The organism is Nocardiopsis deserti (assembly GCF_008638355.1).
Lineage (GTDB): Bacteria > Actinomycetota > Actinomycetes > Streptosporangiales > Streptosporangiaceae > Nocardiopsis > Nocardiopsis alborubida.
This window is the reverse complement of record NZ_VWVS01000020.1, coordinates 1-24,698: the sequence shown is the minus strand read 5'-3', so window position 1 is coordinate 24,698 and position 24,698 is coordinate 1. Positions and strand designations below refer to the sequence as shown.

Below are 24,698 nucleotides of genomic sequence, written 5' to 3'. Positions count from 1 at the left end.
GCGACAGCCGCGTCCCCGGCCGCGTCGGGACGGTCGGCGGGGTCGCGCGGGCGGAGCGCGCGCCCGGGTGGCGGACGCCACACGCGGAACACCCCGGTGACGGGTGCTGTTGGACGCGATGGTGGACCCCGGTGGCCGGAGCGGCACCCGAAGGGGCCATCATGGAGAGACACGGGACCCTTGGGCCTGTAGTTCGCAAGACACCTGAAACGAGGCTTGAGCAGTGCTGCGCACCCTCATCAACGGCAAGATCCACCGCGCCACGGTCACACAGGCCGACCTGCACTACGTCGGGTCGGTCACGATCGACGCCGACCTGATGGACGCCGCCGACATCGTCGACGGCGAACAGGTCCACATCGTCGACATCGACAACGGCGCCCGGCTGGTCACCTATGCGATCACCGGCGAACGCGGTACCGGCGTCATCGGCATCAACGGCGCCGCCGCCCGGCTGGTCAGCCCCGGCGACCTGGTCATCATCATCTCCTACGCCCAGCTCACCGAGGCCGAGCGGGCCGAGCACGTCCAGCACATCGTGCACGTGGACCGCGACAACGCGATCGTCTCCCTGGGCGAGGACCCGGCCGAGCCGGTGCCGGGGAGCGCGCTGGTCTCCGGACGCTGAACCCGGTTCTCCGAACCCGGGTCCGCCCGGCCCCGCCACCGGGCTCCCCTCGGTGCCCGCGCCGACGCCCCCGCGTCGCCGCGGGCACCGTCGTCGTACGGGGCCGGTGTCCTCGCAGGCGGGACGTGTTCCCGCGGTGTCGGGGCCCCGTCTCCGGGGCTCCGGTGCGGCGCCTCCACGGCGCCCGGACCCGCTCCCGCGCGGCCGAAACCTCCGGAGCGAGGGTCCGAATCCCGTGTTCGGCAAGGGTCGCAGGTCACCGGTGGCGTGGCCGGTTCCGGCCTGATCACCCGTCCCCGCGCCGGGTATGTCCACCATCGGCATGGACAGGACTGGGGAGCAGGAACAGCGCCGGATCGCCGAACACATCGAGTGGCAGAAGCAGGGTGCGTGGGTGGTCCTGTGGGGTCCCTACACCCGCTGTTTCTGGGCGTTCGCGTGCTGGCCGGTGGTCCCCGCGGGCGGTGTCGTCATCAGCGCGCGCGACCCGCACACCCTGTACTCGGAGATGCGCTACGTCGAGCGCGAGCACGACTTCCTTCGGTGGCGCTACGGACGCGGCTGAGCGACGTCCGTAAAGGTGGCTATTACGACATGGCGGGCATAACACGCTTCTGACTAGGATTCCTCCGTTGGTAGGACCGAACAGAGGACGGACGCGTGTCGACACACACCGCTCAGCCAGGGAACGCCCTCACCGAGCCGGAACGGGCCCGGCTCCAGCGGCGCACCGTCCTGGTCCTCATGCTCGCCCAGGTGGTCGGGGGCGTGGGCATGGGCGCGATGATCGCGGTGGGCGCGCTCATCGCCCTCGAACTCACCGGCTCCGACACCTGGTCCGGTATGGCCACCACCATGATCACGCTGGGCGCCGCCGTGTTCGCCCTGCCCCTGGCCTCGCTGGCCGCCCGGCGCGGCCGCCGCCCCGGCCTCGCGCTGGGCTGGATGCTCGGCGCGCTCGGCGGCACCGTCGTCATCGCCGCCACGGTGCTGGAGGCGTTCGCGCTCTTCCTCGTGGGCATGGTCCTGGTCGGTGCCGGGACCGCCACCAACCTCCAGGCGCGCCACGCCGCCGCCGACCTGGCCTCCGAGCGCAGCCGCGGCCGGGACCTGTCGATCGTGGTCTGGGCGACCACCGTCGGCTCGGTGGTGGGCCCCAACCTCACCGGCCCCGGCGCGCGCGTGGCCGTCCTGTTCGGCCTGCCCGACCTGCTGGGCCCGGTGCTGTTCACCACCACCGGGTTCGTCCTGGGCGGGCTGCTGATCCTGGCCCTGCTGCGCCCGGACCCGCTGCACGCGGCCACCGCGGACCGGCCCTCCGGAGCGGCCCCCTCCGGCGCCCGGCTGTCCGTGGCCGGGGCGCTGCGGGTGATCGCGGCCAGCCCCGGGGCGCTGCTGGCGGTGGTCGGCATCGTGGCCAGCCACACGGTGATGGTCGCGGTCATGACCATGACCCCGGTGCACATGTCCCACCACGGCGCGGCGCTGACCGTGATCGGCCTGACCATCTCCCTGCACATCGCCGGTATGTACGCCCTGTCCCCGGTGGTGGGGTGGCTCACCGACCGGTTCGGCCGGGTGCCCGTGCTGCTGGCCGGACAGGGCATCCTGGTCGCCGCCGCGGTGGTGGCGGGTACGGCCGGGCACGACGAGGCCAGGGTGACGGTCGGACTGGTGCTGCTGGGGCTGGGGTGGTCGTTCGGGCTGGTGTCCGGAACGGCCCTGCTGGCGGAGTCCCTGGCGGCGGATGTGCGCCCCCGCGTGCAGGGCGTGAGCGACCTGGTGATGAACCTGGGCGGCGCGGCGGCGGGTGCCCTGTCGGGTGTGGTGCTGGCCCAGGCGGGCTTCGGCGGGCTCAACCTGTTCGCGGCCGTGTTCACCGTGCCGGTGTTCGTGCTCGCCCTGCGCGCCCGGCTGGCCCGGGGAGACCGGCGGGGGCGGGCCGCGGGAGCGCGCTGACCGCCGACCGGCCTGTCGCCGGGGCGTGGAGTCCAGGGAAACGGTCGCCGGGGCGTGGACCCCGGGAACGGGGACCCGGGCCGTCCGGTCCGGAAGGCGCGGTGACCGCGCCCTGTGCCGTTGCCCTGTGTCATTTGCCCGGGCCTTTACCGAAAACGCCTCGTGATCTCCACACTCAAGACCGCCCCCGCGGTTACCGTGCAGGCGTGAAGCGCCCAACGGCGGTTTCCGGTGGGCGGGCCGCGCTGACATGAGGGGTGTTCTCAGTGTCCGATCGGGAGTCCGAGGGTGTGCCGCAGGAGCAGTCGGGACAGCGCCCGGACCCGGTGAACCACCGTCCTCCGGAGGAGTGGCGCCCCGGTGACGCCGGTGATCCGATCGAGGGCGGGCCGCAGCCGCCGGGGGAGCCGCCGCACCGCTTCCCCCACCAGGAGACGCAACCCGGGGAAGGCCGGCTCCCGCACGGCCGCCACGAGAGCCCTCCCTCCACGGGAGCCCACGCCTACGGGGAGCCCTCGGCCGGGGGAGGCGCCCCCGCAGACGTCCCCCCGAGCGGACACCCGACGGGCGCGCCCCCCGAACCGGTGACCGGTGAGCTCTCCGAGGGCCCCAGCGGCCCCGGCCAGGCCGGATACGAGCACGCGGGATACGCCCCCGGATACGGGGAGTCGGACGGGACCGCGACCGGAGCGGGCGGTCAGCCGCCCGGAGGGCCGCCGGACAACTTCAGCTCCGGCCAGGGCCCGGGCTACGCCGCGGCGGGCGGTTACCCCTCGGGCCAGGGGCCGGGGTACGCGCCGGGGCAGACCGGCGGTTACGGACAGGCCTACGGTTACGGGCCGGAGCCCGGAGCGGGCCAGGGCTACCCGCCCCAGGGCGGCTACGGGCCGCCGGAGGCCAGACCCACCCCGTGGGGCAAGATCATCGGCCTCAGCTGCGCCGTTCTCCTGCTGCTGATGTTCGTCATCGCCGGATGCACGACCGTCGCCCTGTTCGCGGCGGCCCACAGGCAGACCCCGGTGGAGGAGACCGAGTCCCGGCAGGAGGGCGGCGAGGCGGCCGGGCCCCGGGCCGAGCTCACCGCCGCCCCCACCGACTTCGACCCCGGACCGCTCTACACCGAGGGCGAGTACACGAGCGTGGACGTGTCGGTGACGAACACCGGCCAGGAGGACATCGAGGTCAACCCGCTCTACTTCCGGGTCGTGGACGCTCAGGGCGACCAGCACAGTACCTCCGAGGCCGTCGGCATGGACGCCGACGAGATCGGTGCGCGCACGCTCGCCCCCGGACAGAGCGTTTCGGGGGTGATCACGGTGGAGGGGGACGTGGAGCCCGAGACCGTGGTCTTCTCCCCCTTCTTCGGCGAACCGGTGGAGGTGCCGGTCAGCTGACCGGCGGCGCCGCGGAAAGGCTCGGAAGACGGCTCAGGGGGCCAGCGCCGGGTCGCGCAGCCACTCCGACAGGTCCTGCTGGCGCTCGCCGTCGCACTTGAGCGGGCACGTGGTGCAGTACCCGTGCTCCGGGTCGCCCTTGTAGTCGAAGCAGCAGGTGCCCCGTACCGCCCAGGTCCCGCGCGGATGGTCGGGAGCGAAGGGGAACAGGCGCGGACGCCTGCGGGTCACCGCGCCCGCCGCGACCACCGCGTCGCCCAGGCGGGTGGCCAGCTCCCAGGCCTGCTCGGGGTCGCGGCCCAGGTAGCGGGCCGGGTTGAGCATGTAGAAGTGCAGGGTGTCGAGCACCCAGCCCCACAGGGTGCGCTTGCCCGAGCGCGTGTGCCCGTGCAGGGCGTCGATGATCGGCTCGAACGTGGCGAACAGGGCCTCGGCCGCCATCCGCAGCTGGGCGTCCTCGTCCTCGGCGACCACGGTGTCGGGGTGGCCGACGGCGGGGTCGTCCGGCAGGACGGCCGTCCGGGTGCCGACCGAGGCGGGTGTGCCGAAGCGCGCCAGGCCGGAGTCCCAGGGCAGGTAGAGGGTGTCCGGGCTCAGCAGCGGGGCGCGCCCGGTCAGGTACAGCGAGGCCGAGACCAGGAAGATGGGCTCGCGCAGGGTCACCCGCAGGAAGTTGGTGGCGGCGGGGAGGCGGTGTCCGGGGCCGTGCTCGCTGCGGAGCCGGTCGTACAGGACCGGCAGCCAGCCGTCCGCGGCCATGGCGCCCGCCTGGTGCCAGTGCACGCGGCCGCGGGGAACGGTGGAGAGCTCCTCGAAGGAGAGCAGTTCGGGCAGGGGCGCGAACTTCAGCGGCGCACAGGCGTCGCGGAACGCGTCGAGTGGATCTGGAGCCACCGCGTAACCTGCCCTTCGTCGCACGATGCCGTCATGTCCGGGGGTCGTGTGGGTGCAGTGACCTTCGGGGAACGAGTGCATCTGCGCCTCTTAAGTGAGGCTACCCTAACGAACGCGTGTACCGCAATGATCATCGGACTACCCCCTAACCGCAACGCGGGCAGAAGATGCAGGTACGGGCGTTTTTCTCCGGGGGCGGCGGGCGTGGCGTGCGTCACCGGCACCGTTTCCTCTGTGCGCGCGGTGTGCCACAAGCGTCGGAAGGGTCGGCAGAGATCGGCTCTTGCGTCCCTCCAGCCCCACGCGGGGGGTCGCGCGGGGTCGCGCGGGGTCGCGCACACCGTCCGGGCACGGTCGCGGAGGACACATCCGGAACCGACCGCGCACGCCTCAGGCGCGCGGAAGGGACACCAGGGCGTGTGCTCAGCCCCGTGCACCTCGGGCACGCGGAAGGGCCCTCTCCGCGGTCGCGCCGCGGGGAGGGCCCCGGGGGTTCAGGCGGCGGCCACCGTGCCCGAACGCCGTCCGCGCGGGCGCCGGTATTTGAGCCACCACTCCACCAGCAGCAGCGGCACGATCCAGGACAGGAAGGCGTTGGCCGGGGCGATGGCCAGCCCCAGCGCCTCGGCGTCGCCGCCGTACCCGCTCTCCAGCCAAGGCAGGCTCGCCATGACCAGCACGACGGTGAGGACCCGGCTGAACGCGATGCCGTAGAGGAGGGCGAAGCTGCGCAGCATCCACTCGCGATGGAGGGCGAAGCGGCGTCGACGCGCCATCCGGTACCCGAGGACGGTGAAGGACAGCCACATCAGCGCCCAGATGATGTTGCTGATCTGGACGCTGATGCCGAAACCGCTGAACGGGGCGATGAGCAGGCCCGGGACGCCCACGAGCGGGATCCCGGCCAGGACGTAGACGCGGCCGCTCCAGCGGTGGACGGCCGGGTGGCGGGTGCGCAGCCACGGCCACACCTGGAGGATCACCAGCAGTGTCAGCAGGGAACCGACGAAGATGTGGGTGATCAGCAGCGGGTAGTACCAGGCGACGTCCTCCGGGACGGTCAGACGGGCCTGGGCCGGGTCCAGGCCGAGGTAGGGCGGGAGGGCGTAGGCCAGGAAGGTCGCGTTGAACAGGGCCAGGGGCAGGATCCAGGGGCGCTGCCACCAGCGGGGGCCGGGGCGCTGGACGGTCCGCTCCGGAGGGGCGGCGGCGGTCGCGGTCATGTCGGTCCTTCTGGAAGAGACGGGTACGGGGGTGGGGCCGCGGTGCGGGGGCCGGGCTCGCGGGCGAGGGTGAGGGGGAGGCAGGCGGCCGGACTTCGGCCGCCCGGCGGGCACGGCTGGGCCGCGTGTTCTGCTGGGCGTCCGGGCGGCTCCGCCTTCGTGGGAGCCGCCCGGACCGCGGGCACCGGAACGGTGGAGCGGGGCCAGCGTGACCGGGGCAACCGGGCGGGGCCGGCGCGGCCGGGTCAGCGGCTGAGCCGCCGGAAGCGGCGCACGGCCAGCGGGGTGGCCAGGAGCATGACGACCACCGGCAGGGCCAGGGCCACGAGCAGCGCGTTCTCCGCGGGCCAGGCGTCCGAGGGCAGGGACGGGTTGCCGAACAGGTCGCGGGTGGCGGTGACCACCGCCGACAGCGGGTTCCACTCGGCGACGGGGGCCAGCCAGGAGGGCATGGCCTCGGACGGCACGAAGCTCGTCGAGAGCATGCTGAGCGGGAACGTCAGCGGGTAGACGACCATGCTCACGGAGTCGGCGGTGGGCAGCACCAGACCCAACAGCACCCCGAGCCACACCAGGGCCAGCCGGAAGAGCAGCAGCACGCCGACGGCGGCCAGGGCTCCGAGGACCCCGTTCTCAGCGCGCCAGCCCATCGCGAACCCGACCAGGAGCAGCAGGGCCACCTCCAGGCAGGCGCGCGCCATGTCCGCCAGGGCGCGGGCGCCGAGCAGGGCCGCGGGGGACATGGGCATGGACCGGAAGCGGCTCATCACGTCGCGGGCGGTGTCGCGGGCGATCCCGGAGGCGGTGCCGCCGACGCCGTAGAGCATGACCATCGCCAGCATCGCCGGGACCAGGAACTCACGGTAGTTCTCCGTGCCCGGGGGAGCCATCACGTCGCCGAACACGTAGCCGAACAGGAGCACCATCACCACCGGCATGGTGATCGCGATGACCGGTTCGAAGGGGTCGCGGACCATGTACCGGAAGTTGCGGCGGGTCAGCACCAGGGTGTCGGCGCCGGCCTTGCGCAGGCGCTGGGCCCGGGTGAGCTGGCGGGGCGGCAGACTCCCGTGGGTCAGCGGGTGCGGACCCGTCGAGGGAGCGGTGGCGGCGGCGGTCATCGGGACACCTCCTGCGGGGCGCGGTGTGCGCCTTCGTGGCCGGTGGCGGTCGTTCCGGTCAGGCCGAGGAAGACCTCGTCCAGGCTCGGGCGGCGGACGCCGACGTCCTCCACCCGCAGTCCGGAGCCGTCCAGGGCGCGCACGGCCCGGGTCAGCGCCTCCATGCGGTCCTCGGCCGGAACGCTGACGCGCTGTTCCTCGCGGTGCACGCTGGCCCGGGCGGACACGGCCGCGCCCAGGAGCCGCGCGGTGGCCTCCAGGTCGGCGGGGTCGCGCACGACCACGTCGAGGCGGTCGCCGCCCACCTGCGACTTGAGGGAGTCGGGGGTGCCCTCGGCGATGACGCGGCCGTGGTCGATGACGGCGACGGCGTCGGCGAGCTGGTCGGCCTCCTCCAGGTACTGCGTGGTGAGCAGCACGGTCGTTCCGGAGGCGGTCAGGGCGCGCACCGACTCCCAGACCTGGAGGCGGCTGCGGGGGTCCAGACCGGTGGTGGGCTCGTCCAGGAACAGGACGCCGGGCTCCTGGATGAGGCTGACGGCCAGGTCCAGGCGGCGGCGCGTCCCGCCGGAGTATCCGTCGGCGCGGCGGTCGGCGGCCTCGACGAGGTCGAAGCGCTCCAGCAGGGCACGGGCGCGCTCGTCGGCGCCCCGGGGGGTGAGGCCGTACAGGCGGCCGAACATGACGAGGTTCTCGCGGCCGGTGAGGAGTTCGTCGACCGAGGCGTACTGGCCGGTCAGGCCGATCTCGGCGCGCACGCGGTCGGCTTGGGTGAGCACGTCGTACCCGGCGACGCGGGCGTGCCCGGAGTCGGGGCGCAGCAGTGTGGCCAGGACGCGGACGGCGGTGGTCTTGCCGGCGCCGTTGGGGCCGAGCAGGCCGAAGACGGTTCCGGCTCCGACGGTCAGGTCGAGGCCGTCCAGGGCGCGGGTGGCGCCGTAGTCCTTGCGCAACCCCTCGGCGCTGATGGCCGGGGTCGTGTGGGGCATGTCAGTGTGCTCCATAAACTGTTTATGCCGTACATGTATTAGTGTAAGTAATACACAGATCTAGGATGGTGTCAAAGACGCAGCCGACGACGGGTGGGGTATGACGGCCGAGCAGCAGGGGACGAACCGGATTGAGCGGGAGGTCGAGCTCCTGTGGGGGCTGCGCCAGCCCGAACCGAGGAGGGGCCCCAAGCCCAGGCTCAGCCGGGAGGCGGTGGTGGCGGCGGCGGTCGCCATCGCCGACGCGGAGGGCCTGGAGGCCGTCTCCATGCAGCGGGTGGCCAAGGAGCTGGGCTACACCACGATGTCGCTGTACCGGTACGTGGACAGCAAGGAGGACATGCTCGTCCTCATGAGCGACGCGGCCATGGAGGGGGACCCGCCCGAGCCGCGCGAGGACGGGGACTGGCGGTCCGGTGTGGCGGAGTGGGCCCGCAGGTTGATCGTGATGTACCGAGGCCACCCGTGGGCGGTCTACCTCTCCCTGAACGGGCCGCCCAGCGGACCCAACGGGCTGCGCTGGATGGAGTCGGGGCTGCGCGAGATCTCCCGGTCCGGCCTGGACCTCGGCTGGTCGCTCCAGATGCTGACGATGCTGTCCGCCATCCTGCGCGAGACGATCCGCATCGAGCTGGACATGAGCCGCGCGGCCCGGGCGGCGGGCGGCACGATGGCCGACACCGGGCGCGACTACAGCCGGGGGCTGCGCCGGGTCGTCACCGAGGAGGGGTTCCCCACCATCGACCGGCTGCTCCGGGAGGGGGTCATGGAGGAGTTCTCGGACGCCGCGCAGGAGGGCACGGGCGGGCCCGCGGAGGACCTGGACTTCTCCATCCGCCGGGTCCTGGACGGCATCGAGGTGTACGTGGAGCGCCAGCGCGCCGCGGGGGAGCGGGGACGGCACCCGGGAGCGGGGGAGTAGCGGGGCCGGTCGGCGTCCACCTCGTCCTGGCCGCCCCGAGCCGAACGGTCCCCGGGATCGGGGAAGCAGCGGGCTCGGGGAGGCGGCGAGCGCGCGCGGGTGCTAGCTTCCTCTTCCATGACGGAGCACCAGGACGAGACCAGGGCGGCCTATGACGGGGTCGTCGAGCTGTACGCGTCGATGTTCGCCGACCGTTTGGAGACGCAGCCGTTCTCGCGGAACATGATCGGCACCTTCGCCGAGCTGGTGCGCGGGACGGGGAACCCGCGGGCGGCCGACGTCGGGTGCGGGCCCGGGCATCTGACGGCCATGCTGTGCGACCTGGGGCTGGACGCGCGCGGACTCGACCTCTCCCCGGCCATGGTCGGGCACGCCCGGCGGGCACATCCGGCGCTGCGGTTCGACGAGGCGCGGATGGAGGCCCTGCCGGTCGGGGACGGTGCGCTCGGCGGAGTGCTGGCCCACTACTCGATGATCCACACCCCGCCCGGGGAGCTGCCCGCGCTGCTCGCCGAGCAGGCGCGTGTCCTGGCACCGGGGGGCCTGCTCCTGGCCTCGTTCTTCGCGACCGACGGACCGGAGCCGGTCCGCTTCGACCACAAGGTGGCGCCCGCCTACAGCTGGCCGGTGGACCGGTTCGTCGAGCTGGTGACCGGGGCCGGGCTGGTCACGTTCGCCCGTCTGCTCCACGATCCGGCCTCCGAGCGGGGCTTCCTCGACGCCCACGTGCTGGCCCGCCTTCCCTAGCGCGGTGCCCGTGGCTGCTGGGCGCGGACCGGTGCAGACCGCCCCTGCGGATGGAGGCCGCCTGAGACCTCCACGTGCTGACCCGCCTCCCCTGGCGCGGTGCCGGTGGCCGCTGGGCGCGGGCAGCGCGAAGCGGGCGGGCCGGGGACCCCCCTAGTACTACGGTAGGCGTGCGGGGGCCGGGCCCACCAGGCCCTCCGCGCGCCTGTGGACGACTACCGCACCACCACCAGGTGGTGCTGCGACAGCACGGACACGACCTCCGCCGTCCGCTCGACCTCCGCGCCCACGCGCTCGGCCAGTCCGGCCACGGTCAGCTCCCGGTGCTCGGCGAGCGCCTCCAGGACCGGCCCGACCGCGGCCGGGAACCGGTACCGGCGCCCGCCCACCGTCACGGCCACCCTCTCGCCGTCCCGCGACAGCGGCGGCGGCAGGATCGGCACGAACTCCACCCGCGCGTGCGCGGGCGGCGCACTCTCCTCCACCGGCCACGGCAGCGAGAACGAGGTCCGGCGCGGGAAGCGCGCGTCCCGCTCGGCCAGGAAGCCGTCCAGGTCCAGCTCCTCGGCCAGCTCCGCGATCCGGGTCACCAGTTCGCCCTGGTGCTTGCGCCGCACGTCCGGGTCGGCGAAGCGCGGCAGGTCCTTACGGAAGACCTCCTCCTCGAACAGCCGGCGCACCAGCGCGTCCGCCCACTCCACCCCGGTCGTCCGGGTGAAGCCGAAGGTCAGGTGCATGCTCACCCCGCCGGTCCCGGTCACCGTGTGCCACCAGCCGCGCGGCACGTGGATGACCTGGCCCGGCCGCAGCACGCCCTCCCACACCAGGTGCAGCTCGCCGTCGGCGTCGCGCGGCGGCGTGTGGGCGTGGTCCACGTCGTTCTTCATCGGGTACGGGCGCGATCCCGGGCCGTGCACCTGCCAGTGCTTGGTCCCCTCCACCTGGACGATCACCGTGTCGTGATCGTCCCAGTGGGTGTCGAAGCCGCGCGAGCCGCCCCAGATCAGGTACAGGTTGGCCTGCGCGCGCTCGCGCACCAACCGCATGAGGTCGTCGGCCGCCGCGCCCACCGGCGGGTGCATCCGGTCCACGCTGTCCAGGACCAGGCTCGCCCCCTCCCGCAGCTCCCGGTACAGCGCCTCGGGCCGCACCACCCGCCGCGCGCTCCGCGAGGAGGTCGCCGCCTCGGTGTAGCGGTCGGCCGGGACCGGAGCCCCGTCCCGGTGCAGGCGCAGCCGGGGCGGCTCGGGGGAGCACGCGGCCAGCAGGTCGTTGAGGTCGTCGAAGGTCAGCAGCGAACGCACCGCGTCCGCGCCCAGGTCGGCGAAGACGAACTCCTCGGACAGGCGCTCGGTGAGGGCCTCCCTTCCCACGACGTCGCTCAGGGTCCGGGTGAACAGGTGGCCGGGATCGGTCATGAGGGGGCGTCCTCTCCGTGCACGGGGGTGGGGCCCCGCCCGGCCCGGGGGGACCGGGCCGGGCGGGACGCGGTCAGATGAAGTCGGAGCTGGAGTCGGTGCCGTCGCTGTCGCCACCCGCGGTGATGTCGCGGGAGGTCACCTCGGCCAGGTCCTCGGTCTCGACCTCGATCGGGTCCATACGCACCACACCTCGCTTTCTGTGTGCCGTTTCTCTTGCCAGGACCGCCCCCGCGCGCTCAGCGCGGCGACAGCCCCGTCCGGTGGGCCGCGAACGCGTGCGCGTCGGCGGCCAGTCCCACCGCCCGGCTGACCGCGCGCGGGCCGTGGCCCACGTCGCGCTCGTACCGGAGTAGGACGGGTGGGCGCCCCTCCTCCCGCGCGGCCGCCGCCAGCAGCGCCGCGCACATCTTGCGCGGGTGGGCGGCGTCGGTGCGGGTGTCACCGTGGAAGCCGGTGAGCAGGACGCTGGGGAAGCGCAGCCCGTGTCCGTCCCCGGCGCCCTCCAGCGCCCGGTGGTAGGGGGAGTAGGACATCAGGGCGGCGAAGTCGTCGGGGTCGGCGGCGGTGCCGAACTCACGGGTCCACATCCGGCCCAGGCCCATCCGCTCGAAGCGGGCCATGTCCGCGAGCGGCGCGGAGGCGATCACCGCCCCGCACAGGTCCGGGCGCGCGGTCGCGGCGGCCAGGACGAGCAGCCCGCCCGCCGAGCCGCCCGACAGGCACAGCTGGTCGCGGGTGCACATCCCCGCCCCGACCAGGGCCGCCGCCGCGGCCACCAGGTCCTCCACGGCGCGCGGCTTGCCGCGGCCCGAACCGGCCAGGTGCCAGTCGCGGCCCGCGTCCCCGCCGCCGCGCACGTGGGCGACGGCGTACCGGCCGCCCGAGAGCAGCCAGGCCAGCACGGTCGCGCTGAACCCGAACTGGCGCGGGCGCCCGAAGCCGCCGTAGGCGTGCAGGAGGGTCGGCTCGGGGATCAGCCCCGTGCCGGGCGCGGTGCGTACGCGGCCCGCGGCGGTGAACACGGTCACCGGGACCCGCGTGCCGTCCGCGGAGCGGCACCAGACCACCGAGCGCTCCACGGCCGGGGAGGGCTGGGCCTCGGCGGTGCCGGGCGGCCAGGGGCGCGGGGTCCGCTCCCCGGGGGCCAGGCGCAGGACCCGCTGCTGGGTGGACACGTCCGCGTACCCCAGGTACACCGACCCGTCGGGCGCCGCCTCAGGGGCGGAGACCATCCCCTCGCCGGGCAGGTCCACCGTGTACAGGAGCCCGCCCGTGCGGGTGTCGTGGACGGCCGCGGAGCTGATCCCCAGGCGGGTGCGCGCGACGAACAGGGCGGTGCCGCCCTCCGGTCCGGCGGGGCAGGGCGCGAAGGCGTCCAGGGTCGCCCCGTCCTCCTCGGGCACCACCTCGCGCCAGTGCCCCACCCCCGGCTCCTCGGGGGAGACCGCGCAGATCCGCCGCCACGGCGCGCCCAGGGTGGTGCGCAGGTACAGGAGACCGTCCGGGCCCATCCGGGCCTCGGTCTCGGCCTCCTCGCCCACCTGGACGGGCCGCAGCGGGGGGTGCTCGGGGGCGTCGGCCGGGTCGGTCAGGACGGCCGGATCAGCCGGACCGGTGGGGTCGGTCGGAGCGGCTGGGTTGGTGAGGTTGGTGAGGTTGGTGAGGCTCTCCAAGTTGGCCGGGGCGGCCAGGTCGGCCAGCCACAGGTCGGTGCGGTGCCCGGTGCCGTGGCTCTCGGTCACCAGCAGCCACCGGTCGCCCAGGACGCGCACCCCGGGCACGGTGCCGGGCGCCGTGCAGGCGTGGACGAGCGTCTCGGCGCCGTCGGGGACCCGGCGCAGCCACACGCCGCGCACGCCCCGCGCGCCGTCGCGGCGCACGTAGTAGAAGGCGGGGACGCTCCGGGGCGCCCAGGCCACGTGGGAGTAGCGCACCCCCGGTACGGCGGGGCCGACGGGCTCCCCGGTCTCCGTGCCGATCACGCGCAGGACGCCGCGCTCCACGCCCCCCGACGAGGTCTGCACGGCGATCAGGCTTGCGTCGGGGGAGGGCTCCCAGGCATCCAGGGTGGTGTGCCCGGCGGGGTCCTCGGCGACGGGGTCGTAGACGGTGCGCGGCGGTCCGTCCCCGGTCAGGACCACCAGGCGGGGGTGCTCGCTCCCGGCCGGGCGCACGGTGGCGAACACCGCGCCGGGCCGGTGCACCGGAGGACTCCACAGGTCGGTGCCCACCAGGGAGCGGATGAGCCCGGCCAGGCGGTCGCGCAGGGGCCAGGTGAGCGCCTCCGCAGCGTACTCACGGTCCCGCTCCTCCAGCCAGCTCAGCGTCTCGGGGGAGTCGGCGGACTCCAGCCACCGGTAGGGGTCGGGCACGGGACGGCCGTGCAGGACGTCGACGTCGACAGCGGGCTCGGGATCGGGCTCGGGCGCGGACTCGGTGACGGGAGCGGCTCCGGGGGCTCGGTTGGGCACCACACAATCGTTGGGGTGCGCTCATCCGGGGGTCAAGGAACAGATGCCTTGCCCAGGGGCGCGCGACTGTGTCTTCGAGGCAAGGTTTGCCGCGGTGCCGACTGGAAAAGGCCTCCGCCCCACCACTCCCCCACTCCCTCGTCCCGGTCCCGCGAAAGTGCGGTCGCGTGGGGGCATGGAGCGCGGGGGCGCGGTCGCGGGGGGCGTGGGGACGTGGGGACGTGCCCGAGCATCCGGGGAAGAAGCCGGACAGCCCGACCGGTTTCGCGGACGCGTGGGGGCGTGCCCCCGGAGGCGGTCGGCATGGCCTCACCTGTCCCGTGGGCGCGCACCGGCGCGGCCCCTCGGCCGTCGGGAACCCCTCACACACGGGTGCGCCCCGCCGGGCCCTCACGGAGGAGGAGAAGGGCCCGGCGGGGCACGGGGAGACAGGCTCAGACGTTGTTGGGGTGGCCGATGGCCAGGCCGCTCTCCGGGTCGAAGAAGTGCAGCTGGCTCACGTCCACCGACAGGCTGATCGGCTGACCCGGGCGTACGTTGCTGCGGGGGCTGACCCGGGCGGTGAACAGCGAGGTGTTGCCGCCCAGCGGCAGGCCGTCGCCCTCGCCCTCTTCGCCCGCGGCGTCCTTGGCCAGGGCGGCGGCGTCCTCGTGGCGCACCGGCGGGGCGTCCACGGTGAAGATCACGTTGATCTCCGTGCCCAGCTCCTCGGTCACGCTCGCCTTGACCTGGATCTGCGGGTCGCCGTTGTTGTCCAGGTCGGCGTCGTTGAAGTCCGAGGGACGGATGCCCAGGATGAGGCTGCGGCCCAGGTAGTCGCGCAGGCCCTCGCGCTCTCCGAGGACGCTCGCCGGAACCGGCAGCTTGTGGTCGGCGAAGGTGAGCACCGCACCGTCGCCCTCGGCGGCCAGCTCGGCGTCGACGAAGTTCATCGCCGGGGAGCCGATGAACCCGGCCACGAACAGGTTGTTGGGGGCGTCGAACAGGCGCTTGGGGGTGTCCACCTGCTGGAGGCGTCCGTCGCGCATCACCGCGACCCGGTCGCCCAGGGTCATGGCCTCGATCTGGTCGTGGGTGACGTAGATGGTGGTGACGCCCAGGCGCTCGTGGAGCTGGTTGAGGGAGGCGCGCATCTGCACGCGCAGCTTGGCGTCCAGGTTGGACAGCGGCTCGTCCATGAGGAACGCGCGCGGCTCGCGCACGATCGCGCGGCCCATGGCCACACGCTGGCGCTGACCGCCGGAGAGGGCGCCCGGCTTGCGCTTGAGGTAGGGCTCCAGGCCCAGCATCTCGGCCGCCTCCTTCACGCGGCGCGCGATCTCGGGCTTGGCCACCTTGCGCAGCTTCAGGCCGAAGGCCAGGTTCTGCTCGACGGTCATGTGGGGGTAGAGCGCGTAGTTCTGGAAGACCATCGCGATGTCGCGGTCCTTGGGCGGACGGTCGTTGACGATCTCGTCGCCGATGACCAGCGTGCCCCCCGTGATCTCCTCCAGGCCCGCGATCATGCGCAGCGCGGTGGACTTGCCGCAGCCGGAGGGGCCGACGAGCACCATGAACTCGCCGTCCTCGATCTTCAGGTTCAGGTTGTCGACGGCCTTGACGTCGCCGCCGTAGATCTTGTCAACGCCATCGAGGACGATCTCCGCCATGGTTGTCAGCTCCCGGGCCGGGGTCGAGATGTGGGGTGACGCGGATCTCGGAGTGTCCGCGCCGCCGACCTGGAACTTTCGCAGTTGATCGAACCAGGCCGTTGTGCTGATCACATCAGACACGATCCTGATCGAAAAGTCCATACTTGGGTCGATGTCGATCCGATTGCGGTCAGACACAAACCCCGTCCGCTCAGCTGGCGTGGCGGCCCCAGGTGCGTTAGCCTGTCCGACGGTTCCTTCCTTTCTCCCCTCCACGCCCTCGGGTCGGCGGCCACGACACGGCAGCCGGGTTGAGGCATCGGGTCGGGGAGTCTGGGTAACCTAACGACCAGTCCAGCACTGGACGGACCGGTTGTGCGGCCCCCACTCGTCCGATTGGACGCTGCATCACGCGCCAGGTGCAGTTGGGATCGGGTGAGGGGTGGAGTACCGCGACCGGGCGGGGGGTTGGACCCGGAAAAGGCCCGAACATCCAGTAGACAACGGTCTTCCGAGCTCGCCGCCGACGGGACGGAGCCGGTCCGAAGGGTGGCTCGGGCCTTTTCCGCGTCCCCCCATATGCTGACCGCGAGCACCTCCCACCAGCAAGCGGAAAGCGAGCACCCCACGTGGTTGCCGAGCACACCGAGCAGGGCAGCGCCCACGGCTCCGACAGACCCTCGCCGGAACCGGTGGGGCGGGAGCGGACGGCGAACCCGGCACGCTCCTCCGCCTCTGGTCCCGGATCTGCCTCGGGGGCTGCCTCCGGGGCTGCCTCCGTGTTCGCGCCGGGACACCGCTGGGGACGCCACGACCTGCTGTGGCGGGTGCTCGCCGCGGTCGGATCCGGTCTCGCCCAGCTCTTCGCGCTGCCGCCCTACGGCCTGTGGTGGCTGGGCCCCCTCAGCGCCGCGCTGCTCGCCCTCGCCGTCGCCGGAACCCGGATGCGCCGCGCCGCCTGGCTCGGCGCCCTGTCCGGGGCCACGCTCATGGTGCCGCTGGTGCACTGGCAGGACATCTTCGGCGTCGACGTGTGGCTGCTCATCGCCGGAGCCGAGACCGTCTACTTCCTCCCCATGGCGATGGCCCTGGCGCTGGCCATGCGCCTGCCGGGCTGGCCGCTGTGGACCGCGGCCCTGTGGGTGGCCCAGGAGGCCCTGCGCGCCCGCTGGCCGCTGGGCGGCTTCCCCTGGGGCAAGCTCGCCTTCGCCCAGCCCGACACGCCCTTCGTCGGCTACGCCGCCCTCGGCTCCTCGGCCCTGGTGACCTTCGCGGTCGCCCTCACCGGCGGCCTGCTGCTGTGGAGCGTGCTGCGGCTGGTGGGCGCCTGGTGGACCGGACACGGTGATCAGGACGGTGATCGGGACGACCGAAACGACCAGAACGCGCCGTGGGCGACGGATGCGCGGCAGGGTGGTCCCGACGGTTCGGGCGACTCCGGAGGTTCGGGTGGTTCCGGAGGTCCGGGTGGTTCCGGAGGTCCGGGTGACTCCGAAGGTCAGGGTGGTCCCGAAGGTCAGGGCGGTTCAACGCGGCAGGGCGGCCCGGCGCGGCAGGACGGCCCGCTGCGGACCGGCTGGGTCCCGGCGGTCCTCGGACTGGCCGCAGGTGCGGCCGTCGTCGTCGGCGGCACCCTGGCCCCCGCGATCGGCCGTCCCGACGTCTCCCACACCGTCACCGTCGGCATGGTCCAGGGCAACGTGCCCAACGTCGGCCAGATGTCCATCGCGGGCGAGCGCATGCAGGTCCTCAACAACCATGCCAACGGGGTCCACGAGCTCGCCGACACCGTCCGCGCGGGGGAGTACCCCCAGCCGGACATGGTGCTGCTGCCGGAGAACGCCAGCGACATCGACCCCTTCCGCGACCCCCAGGCGCGCGAGATCATCGACGCAGCCGCGGCCGACGCGGGCGTCCCCCTGCTGTGGGGCATGAGCCGCTTCAACGACGACGGCACCCGCTACGTCAGCAGCGTGGTCTGGGACCCCGAGACCGGCCCGGGCGAGATCTACGACAAGCGCTACCTGGTGCCGTTCGGTGAGTACGTCCCCTTCCGCGACTTCTTCACGCAGTTCGTGGCCCGCCTCCAGCAGGTCAGCTCCGACGCCGTCCCCGGCACCGAGCCCGGCGCCCTGGACGTGGGCGACACCACCCTGGCCGTGGGCATCTGCTTCGACGTGGCCTTCGACCTCCCGGTGCGCGAGTCCGTCGCCGCGGGCGGACAGGTCATCGTGATCCCCACCAACAACGCCAACTACAACTTCACCGGCCAGACCAACCAGCAGCTGGCCATCACCCAGCTGCGCGCCGTCGAGCACGGGCGCCCGGCGGTGGTCGTCTCCACCAGTGGCGTCAGCGCCGTGGTCAACCCCGACGGGACCCTGGCCTACAGCTCGCCCGAGGCGGTGCCCGACATCCACGTGGCCGAGTTGGAGGCGATGGAGGGCACCACGGTCGCGACCCGCCTCGGCGCGGTGCCGGAGGCCCTCCTGAGCGCTCTGGGGCTGGGCGCGGCGGTCGTGGCGGTGGTCCTGGGCCGCCGTCGTCGTGTCTGAGCAAGGAGTGTCTGCGCAACAAGGAGTGTCTGCGCAAGGAGGAGCCGTATCTGGGTGAGAGGGCTACGCCGCTACGCCTGACGTCGGGGTGGCTGAGGGGTTACGTCCGCATCGCCTCCGAGAGGAGCATGCCCGCGGGAACCCTGGCGCTCGCGCGCGCGTTCTCTCCTGTAGGGGAGCTCCCGCCGATGACCCGGAGGATGGTTACGCATGCCGCTGCTGACAGTGCTGGCGCTGATGGCGCTGCCGTTCCTCGAAGTGTGGCTGATGATCGCCGTCGGCGGTTGGATCGGCGTTCCGTGGACGCTGGCCGCGCTGGTCTCGCTGATGGTTCTGGGCGTGGCTGTGCTGCGCCGGGCCGGGACCAGGGCCTTCCGGGACGCGGACCAGGCCATGCGCTCGGGGGAGCAGCCGCGCGGCGGCCTGCTCGACCCGCTCATGCTCATGGCGGGCGGCATCCTGCTCGTGATTCCCGGGTTCATCACCGCCGTGCTCGGCCTGCTGATGGCCCTGCCCTTCACCCGGCCGGTCCTGCGCTGGGCCTTCGCCTCCTGGGCGCAGCGCCGTGTGCGCAGGATGCAGGAGCGGATGAACGAGGAGTTCGTCGTCCGCGGGTCCACCGCCCCCGGCCAGGGATCGGGGCCGGGCCCGGCGGCGGGGCCGTTCGGCCCCGGTCAGAGTCCGTTCGGTCCCCGCACCGACGGGGACGCCGCCCCGAAGAATCGGGGCCGCGTCATCCAGGGGCAGTTCGAGCCCAGCGACGACGACAGGGACTGAGCGCGGTCGTTGCGGTCCCGGTCCTCACGGCGCGACACCGGCAACGGGCCGTAGGGAGCCGAGGGGCCGCGAGAAGCGCCCACCGGGAGTCCGGGCGATGGGGCCCGGGCGGCCCGGCGGTGGTAGGGCAGGACCGATCGGACGGCGGGGCGGACGGAGCTGACGTCAGCTCCGACCGTGGAAGCGTGCCTGTAGAGACCGCACCCGCGTGACCAGGGAGTCCACCGGGCCCTCCACCGCGATTCCGGGTACGACCTCGCCGATGGGCAGCGCCCGCACCGGCGCCGGGGGCACGCCCCACTCCTCCAGCCACGAGACGAGCTGCGCCGAGGAGCTCACGTAGACGATCCGGCCCAGCCCCGCCCAGCCGTGGGCGGACGAGCACATGGGGCAGTGCTCCCCGGAGGTGTAGACGGTCGCCGCCGCCCGTTCGGCGGGGCTCATGCGGGTGGTCGACCACCGGGCGATGGCGAACTCCGGGTGCTGCGTCGGGTCGCCTCCGGCGACGCGGTTGCGGTCCTCGAAGAGCACTGTCCCGTCCCGGGACACCAGCACCGAACCGAAGGGCTCGTCGCCCGCCTCCAGGGACTCCTCGGCCAGATCGACCGCGCGCCGCAGGTGGCGCATGTCGGTTTCGCTCAGCATGGTCCTGTCCTTTCTCCTTCTTGCCCTCTCTCCCGGGCCCTGCCGTGGAACCCGCGTAGCTTAGCCCCGGAGAAGGAGGGAGCCGCCTCGCGGGGCCGGGGCGGTCGGCTCACCACCGCGCGGGCTCGGCGCTGCTCACTCGGGGCGCCGAGCCATCACGTAGGCGTGGCGGCTCCTCTCCGTCTCCTCCGGCTCGCGCACGGCACTGGTGTGCACCACCAGCCCGGGCTCTACGGGTGCGTGGTTGCTGACGCAAGGATGCTCTACAACGTGCGGGCCCCCTACGACGCGCGGTCACGTGCGGGGCTTGGTGGCTGATGTTGGTCTGAACCGTGTTGACCCCCCGCCCCTGGATGGCTGAGGGGTCACTCCCGGTGGGCGTTCCTCCTGGTGTTCTTCCGAACGCCTTCGTGACGCCCACCAGGCCCCTGGAGTGATCGGAGTCAAGGGATCTCCTTCGCCAAGTTCGCTAGGCGAACTTGCCCTCAGTCGGTCCCCGCCCCCAGCACTGACCCTTGGAGCCAGTGCCCACCACGACCGCCCACCCCCCAGGGGCGGGCGGGGAACCCGCACGCTCTACGGGTGCCTGGTTGGGGTCGTCTGGAAAGGAACAACCCCCTGCGGGGTGCCATCGCTGCGGGTTCTACACCAATCTGCGGCGGACCGTGGGCCTCCACACCGCACTCCTACACCGGTTCCGGGGTGCGTTCCTCGGCCTCGCGCGTGTTCTCCTTCTCTGCCGCACGCGCCTCGGACCGGGCCATCATCCGGTCGTCCACCAACCGGATCACCGTGATCACCACGATCGCCACACCCGCCACGGCCAGACCGGTCAGCACCTTGGTCGGGTCGCTCACGTCCAGGTCGAAGAACCACTGTCCCAGCGGTGTCACCATCGCCAATGTCAACAGGCCCACCATGGAGCCCACCAGCAGCACCTTCCACCACACGTACGGCTTGGCCACCAGCAGCAGCACCCACAGCGTCGTCGCGCACAGCGTGATGACCACCGCCGTCCGGTCGGCCGGATCGGGCACCGTCCGACCGCCCAGCACCAGCAGGTAGGTCGTCACCGCGGCGAAGCCCGCCACCATGCCCGAGGGGATCGCCAGCCGCAGCGTCCGCATCACGAACCCCGGGCGGGCGATGTCGGTGTTGGGCGCCAGCGCCAGGAAGAACGACGGGATGCCGAAGGTCACCGCGTTGATGAGCGTCGCGTGGCGGGGGAAGAAGGGGTAGGCCACAGCGAGCAGGCCCACGATGATCGCCAGCGTCATCGTGTACACGGTCTTGGTCAGGAACAGGTTGGCCACCCGCTCGATGTTGCCGATGACCCGGCGGCCCTCGGCCACCACGCGCGGCAGCACCGCGAACCGGTTGTCCAGCAGCACCAGCTGGGCCACCGACCGCGACGCCGGGCTCCCCGAGCCCATCGCCACGCCGATGTCGGCCTCCTTCAGCGCCAGCACGTCGTTGACGCCGTCGCCGGTCATCGCCACGGTGTGCCCGCGGTCGCGCAGACCCCTGACCATGTCGCGCTTGCGCTCGGGCGTCACCCGGCCGAACGCCGAACGCTCCTCCACCTCGCGGGCCAGCTCGTCGCCGTCCTCCGACAGCGCCCGCGCGTCCACCGGCTGGTCCGCGCCCGGCAGACCCAGCTCACGGCCCACCGCGCCCACCGACGCCGCGTGGTCGCCCGAGACGATCTTGACGCCCACGCCCTGCTCTTCGAAGTAGTCCAGGGTCGGACCGGCGTCCTCGCGCAGCCTCTGGTCCAGCACCACCAGGGCCACCGGCAGCACGGTTCCGGGCGCCTCGTCGGAGTCCACCCGCGCCGACGCGCGGGCCAGCAGCAGCACCCGGTGGCCCTGCGCGCCCAGCCGGGCCGCCTCGGCGGCCGCCGGGTCCTGTGGAGAGGCCAGCACGTCGGCCGCGCCCAGCACCCAGTGCTCCTCGCCTCCGGGCGCCAGGAAGCTGGCCCCGCTCCACTTGCGGGCGGACGAGAACGGCGCCAGCGCCGTGACCGTCCAGTCGGGCGCCGCCTGGCCCGTGGCCTCGCACCCGCGCGCGATCGCCGCCATGCTCGCGTTGTGGTCGGGGTCGCTGGCCGCCAGCGCCGCCAGCACGAGCGAGGGGGACGCCTCCCCGCCGTGTCCGCCCAGGTCGCGGATTCCGGCCAGCTTCATGCCCGCCTCGGTCAGCGTGCCCGTCTTGTCGGTGCACACCACGTCCACGCGGGCCAGGCCCTCGATGGCGGGCAGCTCCTGCACCAGGCACTGGTGCCGCCCCAGCCGGATCACCCCGACCGCGAACGCGATGCTGGTGAGCAGGACCAGGCCCTCGGGGATCATCGACACCAGGGCCGCGACCATGCTGCGCAGGGCGTCCGCCAGCGGGCCGGAGATCTGGCCCCCCGCCGTCGACTCCTCCAGGCCCACGTGCCCGCCCAGGAACAGCTGGCTGTAGATCAGCAGGGCGCCGATCGGGAACAGCGCGTAGGTGATCCAGGTCAGGATGCGGTTGATGCCCGACCGCAGCTCCGAGTGCACCAGCGAGAAGCGGCTCGCCTCCTCGGCCAGCCGCGCCGCGTAGGCGTGCCGCCCCACCTTGGTGGCCCGGAACCGGCCGGTGCCCGCCACCACGAAGCTGCCCGACATCACCGTGTCCCCGGGTCGCTTGACCACGGGGTCGGCCTCGCCGGTCAGCAGCGACTCGTCGACCTCCAGCCCCCCGGCCCAGGTGACGGTGCCGTCGACCACGATCTGGTCTCCCACACCCACTTCCAGGATCTCGTCCAGGACGATCTCCTGCGTGGCCACGCGCACGGTGGCGCCGTCGCGCACCACCCGGGGCCGGGCGGCGTTGACGATGGCGAGCTTGTCCAGGGTGCGCTTGGCCCGCAGTTCCTGGACGATGCCGATCAGCGTGTTGAAGAGGATGACCATCGCGAACAGCCCGTCCTGCACCGGGCCGATCACGGCGATGATCGCGAACAGCACCGCGACCATGGCGTTGATCCGGGTGAACACGTTGCCGCGGATGATCTGGCCGACCGTGCGGCTCGCGCGCACGGGTACGTCGTTGGTCCGCCCCGCCGAGACCCGCTCGGCGACCTGCTGACCGGTCAGGCCGGTCTCGGGCGGAGGGCCCGACGGACCCTTGGGGCCTGCGGGGACGGGCTCGGCGGAGGCTCCGGCTGGGGATTCGGGAACCGCGTCCTGCGGCCTGTCCGCACCGTCGTCGGTCCGGTCGGGTTGCTCGGGCACGCACTACTCCTGTGTGGTCCGGGAAACGAGACGGGCGGGAGGCGCCTTGGACGCGGCATCCGCCCCGCACACGCGAAGGGGGAGGGAGACTACAGAGTAGAAGACTTCTGGACCAGGAACAGGCACACCGTCCCCCGGGCCCGGGGTGGTGCCCGCACCACCCCGGGCCCGCGCGGAGCACCGCCGGGGGCACCCTCCGGGTACGGTTGCGTCTACCTCCTGTCCACATCCCCGTTCCGCCCGCACCGTCGCGGGGACCGCACCACACCGGGGACCCACAGCAAAGGTCACAAGGTCGTCATGTGCACCGTCATCGTCGGCTTCGACCCCGGCGCGGACACGCCCCTGGTCATCGCCGCGCTCAGGGACGAGATGTCCTCCCGTCCCTGGGACCGGCCCGCCCGCCACTGGCCCGACCGGCCCGACCTCGTCGGCGGCCGTGACCGCCTCGCCGGGGGCACCTGGCTGGCGGTGGACCCGACGGGCCCGCGCACGGCGGCCCTGCTCAACGGCTGGCCCTGGGACGGGCGCATGCCTTGGGAGGGCACCTACCCGGCCAGCCGGGGCGAACTGCCGCTGCGCGCCCTCGCGCACGCGGGCAGGAACCCGGGCCGCGACCCGCTGCACGGAGACGACCCCACCCTCTACGCGCCCTTCCACCTGCTGGACGCCGACGCCCACCGGGCCGGACTGCGCAGCTGGGACGGCCGGTGCCTGGACACCCGTCCGCTGCCGGTCGGCGTGAGCATGGTGGTCAACACCGGGCTGAACCCGGACGACCCGCGCGCCGCCCGCCACACGCCCGAGTTCGCGCGCACCCGGCCCGACCCGGCCGACCTGGCCCGCGCCCGCGGGGTGGAGGAGGTGTGGGGGGAGTGGCCGCGCCTGGTCAACGAGGCCGCCAACTCCGCGCCCCGCTCGGCTGGTCCCGACGAGTCCGGCGACCCGACGGGCCTGGTCGCCCGCGCCGACCTGGGCGGGGGCAGGACGTGGGAGACCGGGTCGGTGACCCTGCTGGCCATGGACCGCGAGACCGTGCGCTACGCCTTCACCGATGCCCCGGCCGACCCCGGGGCGTGGCGGATGGTCGACACGGCGGCCCCCCGGTCCTGAGGGACGGATGCCGCTGTTTGCCTGAGGAGCGGCGAGACAGCGCGCCGCCCGCCGGAGGGGGTCGGCGGGCGGCGCTGGGGGGAGGGGTCAGCCGTTCAGGCTCCAGCGCTGGACGGCGCTGCCGTCGCAGTCGGCGATCACCATGCGGGTGCCGTCGCTCTGCGCCCGGCCCTGGGGTTGCAGGCAGCGGCCCGACTGCGGGTTGCGCAGGGCCTGCGTCCCGCTGTCGTAGGTCCACCGCTGTGCGCCGGTCCCGTTGCAGGTCCACAGCTGTACCGCGGTGCCCGCGGCGGTGGCGCCGCCCGCCACGTCCAGGCACTTGTTGAACGCCCGGAACGTGCCGTCGGAGCCCTCGGTCCACTGCTGGGCCTGGTTGCCGTTGCAGTGCGCCAGTTGGATCGGGGTTCCGTCGCCCGTCGCGGCCCCGGCCACGTCGAGGCAGATGCCGTTGGAGGCGGTGATCGTGCCGGTGCCGCCGGAGCCGCCTCCGTCCGAGTAGATCCGGACGTAGTCGACGAGCATCTGTTGGGGGAACTGGGTGGTGCCGTCGGGGTAGCCGGGCCAGTTCCCGCCCACGGCGATGTTGAGGATCATGAAGAAGGGCTGGTCGTAGACCCAGGTGTTGCCGCCCACGTCCGCGGTGGTGAGGGTGTGGTAGGCGTTGCCGTCCACGGACCAGGTGATGGAGCCGGGGCTCCAGTCGATGGCGAAGGTGTGGAAGTCGTCGGCGAAGGACCAGCCCTGGGGGTGGGTGTAGGAGGAGCCGATGCCGTTCGCGCCCGAGTAGCCGGGGCCGTGCACGGTGCCGTGCACCATGTGGGGCTCGTACCCGACGTTCTCCATGATGTCGATTTCGCCGGAGTCGGGCCAGGGGGTGTTGGGGAAGTCGGCGCCGAGCATCCAGAAGGCGGGCCAGATGCCCTGTCCGCGGGGGATCTTGAT

19 protein-coding genes are annotated in these 24,698 nt (G+C 73.2%); 9 read left to right on the top strand and 10 right to left on the bottom strand.

Annotation, left to right across the window (positions count from 1 at the left end; genetic code table 11):
• Nucleotides 1-223: 223 nt before the first annotated feature.
• From panD to FYW99_RS33015, 4 genes are all read left to right on the top strand, one after another.
• Nucleotides 224-628, top strand: coding sequence for an aspartate 1-decarboxylase (gene panD / locus FYW99_RS25325; protein ID WP_150254549.1), 405 nt, complete (start codon nt 224-226; stop codon nt 626-628).
• 307 nt (nt 629-935) lie between these two features.
• Nucleotides 936-1,193 (top strand): hypothetical protein, encoded by a 258-nt coding sequence (locus tag FYW99_RS25320; protein ID WP_017564856.1) that lies wholly within the window; start codon nt 936-938, stop codon nt 1,191-1,193.
• A 95-nt stretch (nt 1,194-1,288) separates the two neighbouring features.
• Nucleotides 1,289-2,587 (top strand): MFS transporter, encoded by a 1,299-nt coding sequence (locus FYW99_RS25315; protein WP_150254548.1) that lies wholly within the window; start codon nt 1,289-1,291, stop codon nt 2,585-2,587.
• 266 nt (nt 2,588-2,853) lie between these two features.
• Nucleotides 2,854-3,981, top strand: a complete 1,128-nt coding sequence (locus FYW99_RS33015) for a DUF4352 domain-containing protein (protein WP_317847015.1) — start codon at nt 2,854-2,856, stop codon at nt 3,979-3,981.
• 33 nt (nt 3,982-4,014) lie between these two features.
• On the opposite strand, the gene FYW99_RS25300 is transcribed toward FYW99_RS33015, so the two are convergent.
• The 4 genes from FYW99_RS25300 to FYW99_RS25285 all read right to left on the bottom strand — a co-directional run bounded on the left by FYW99_RS25300 (nt 4,015) and on the right by FYW99_RS25285 (nt 8,208).
• The gene (locus FYW99_RS25300; RefSeq protein WP_150254545.1) at nt 4,015-4,875 is read right to left on the bottom strand and encodes a (2Fe-2S)-binding protein; all 861 of its coding nucleotides are present in this window, start codon (nt 4,873-4,875) and stop codon (nt 4,015-4,017) included.
• 494 nt (nt 4,876-5,369) lie between these two features.
• Nucleotides 5,370-6,098, bottom strand: coding sequence for a DUF2306 domain-containing protein (locus tag FYW99_RS25295; protein WP_150254544.1), 729 nt, complete (start codon nt 6,096-6,098; stop codon nt 5,370-5,372).
• Between the two features lie 245 nt (nt 6,099-6,343).
• Nucleotides 6,344-7,219: an ABC transporter permease gene (locus FYW99_RS25290; RefSeq protein ID WP_150254543.1), complete on the bottom strand. Its 876-nt coding sequence runs from the start codon at nt 7,217-7,219 to the stop codon at nt 6,344-6,346.
• Nucleotides 7,216-8,208 (bottom strand): ATP-binding cassette domain-containing protein, encoded by a 993-nt coding sequence (locus FYW99_RS25285; RefSeq protein ID WP_150254542.1) that lies wholly within the window; start codon nt 8,206-8,208, stop codon nt 7,216-7,218. The genes FYW99_RS25290 and FYW99_RS25285 overlap by 4 nt, the downstream gene beginning before the upstream one ends.
• A gap of 100 nt (nt 8,209-8,308) precedes the next feature.
• Here FYW99_RS25285 and FYW99_RS25280 point away from each other — a divergent pair, with 100 nt between their 5' ends.
• Entirely contained in the window at nt 8,309-9,130 is an 822-nt protein-coding gene (locus FYW99_RS25280; protein WP_150254541.1) for a TetR/AcrR family transcriptional regulator, read from the top strand.
• Between the two features lie 117 nt (nt 9,131-9,247).
• Entirely contained in the window at nt 9,248-9,877 is a 630-nt protein-coding gene (locus tag FYW99_RS25275) for a class I SAM-dependent methyltransferase (protein ID WP_150254540.1), read from the top strand.
• Nucleotides 9,878-10,092: 215 nt separating this feature from the next.
• On the opposite strand, the gene FYW99_RS25270 is transcribed toward FYW99_RS25275, so the two are convergent.
• From FYW99_RS25270 to FYW99_RS25260, 3 genes are all read right to left on the bottom strand, one after another.
• Nucleotides 10,093-11,295, bottom strand: a complete 1,203-nt coding sequence (locus tag FYW99_RS25270; RefSeq protein ID WP_150254539.1) for a JmjC domain-containing protein — start codon at nt 11,293-11,295, stop codon at nt 10,093-10,095.
• A gap of 239 nt (nt 11,296-11,534) precedes the next feature.
• Entirely contained in the window at nt 11,535-13,772 is a 2,238-nt protein-coding gene (locus tag FYW99_RS25265) for a prolyl oligopeptidase family serine peptidase (protein WP_150254538.1), read from the bottom strand.
• Between the two features lie 431 nt (nt 13,773-14,203).
• Complete coding sequence (locus FYW99_RS25260) at nt 14,204-15,418, bottom strand: ABC transporter ATP-binding protein (protein WP_150254537.1); 1,215 nt, start codon at nt 15,416-15,418, stop codon at nt 14,204-14,206.
• 611 nt (nt 15,419-16,029) lie between these two features.
• Between FYW99_RS25260 and lnt the strand changes: the two genes are divergently transcribed.
• On the top strand, nt 16,030-17,955 hold the full coding sequence (gene lnt, locus FYW99_RS25255; protein WP_150254536.1) for an apolipoprotein N-acyltransferase: 1,926 nt from the start codon (nt 16,030-16,032) through the stop codon (nt 17,953-17,955).
• Between the two features lie 210 nt (nt 17,956-18,165).
• Complete coding sequence (locus FYW99_RS25250) at nt 18,166-18,732, top strand: FxsA family protein (RefSeq protein ID WP_150254535.1); 567 nt, start codon at nt 18,166-18,168, stop codon at nt 18,730-18,732.
• A 165-nt stretch (nt 18,733-18,897) separates the two neighbouring features.
• Here FYW99_RS25250 and FYW99_RS25245 read toward each other — a convergent pair whose 3' ends face one another.
• Together FYW99_RS25245 and FYW99_RS25240 are read right to left on the bottom strand one after the other, a co-directional pair.
• A complete protein-coding gene (locus tag FYW99_RS25245; protein WP_150254534.1) occupies nt 18,898-19,377 on the bottom strand; it encodes a nucleoside deaminase in 480 nt (159 codons plus the stop codon).
• 686 nt (nt 19,378-20,063) lie between these two features.
• Nucleotides 20,064-22,643, bottom strand: a complete 2,580-nt coding sequence (locus FYW99_RS25240; protein WP_150254533.1) for an HAD-IC family P-type ATPase — start codon at nt 22,641-22,643, stop codon at nt 20,064-20,066.
• Nucleotides 22,644-22,943: 300 nt separating this feature from the next.
• On the opposite strand from FYW99_RS25240, the gene FYW99_RS25235 reads away from it, so the two are divergent.
• Entirely contained in the window at nt 22,944-23,756 is an 813-nt protein-coding gene (locus tag FYW99_RS25235; RefSeq protein WP_150254532.1) for an NRDE family protein, read from the top strand.
• An 87-nt stretch (nt 23,757-23,843) separates the two neighbouring features.
• Here the strand turns inward: FYW99_RS25235 and FYW99_RS25230 are convergent.
• Nucleotides 23,844-24,698, bottom strand: an 855-nt coding sequence (locus FYW99_RS25230; RefSeq protein WP_150254531.1) for a ricin-type beta-trefoil lectin domain protein, incomplete at its 5' end; no start/stop codon positions are given.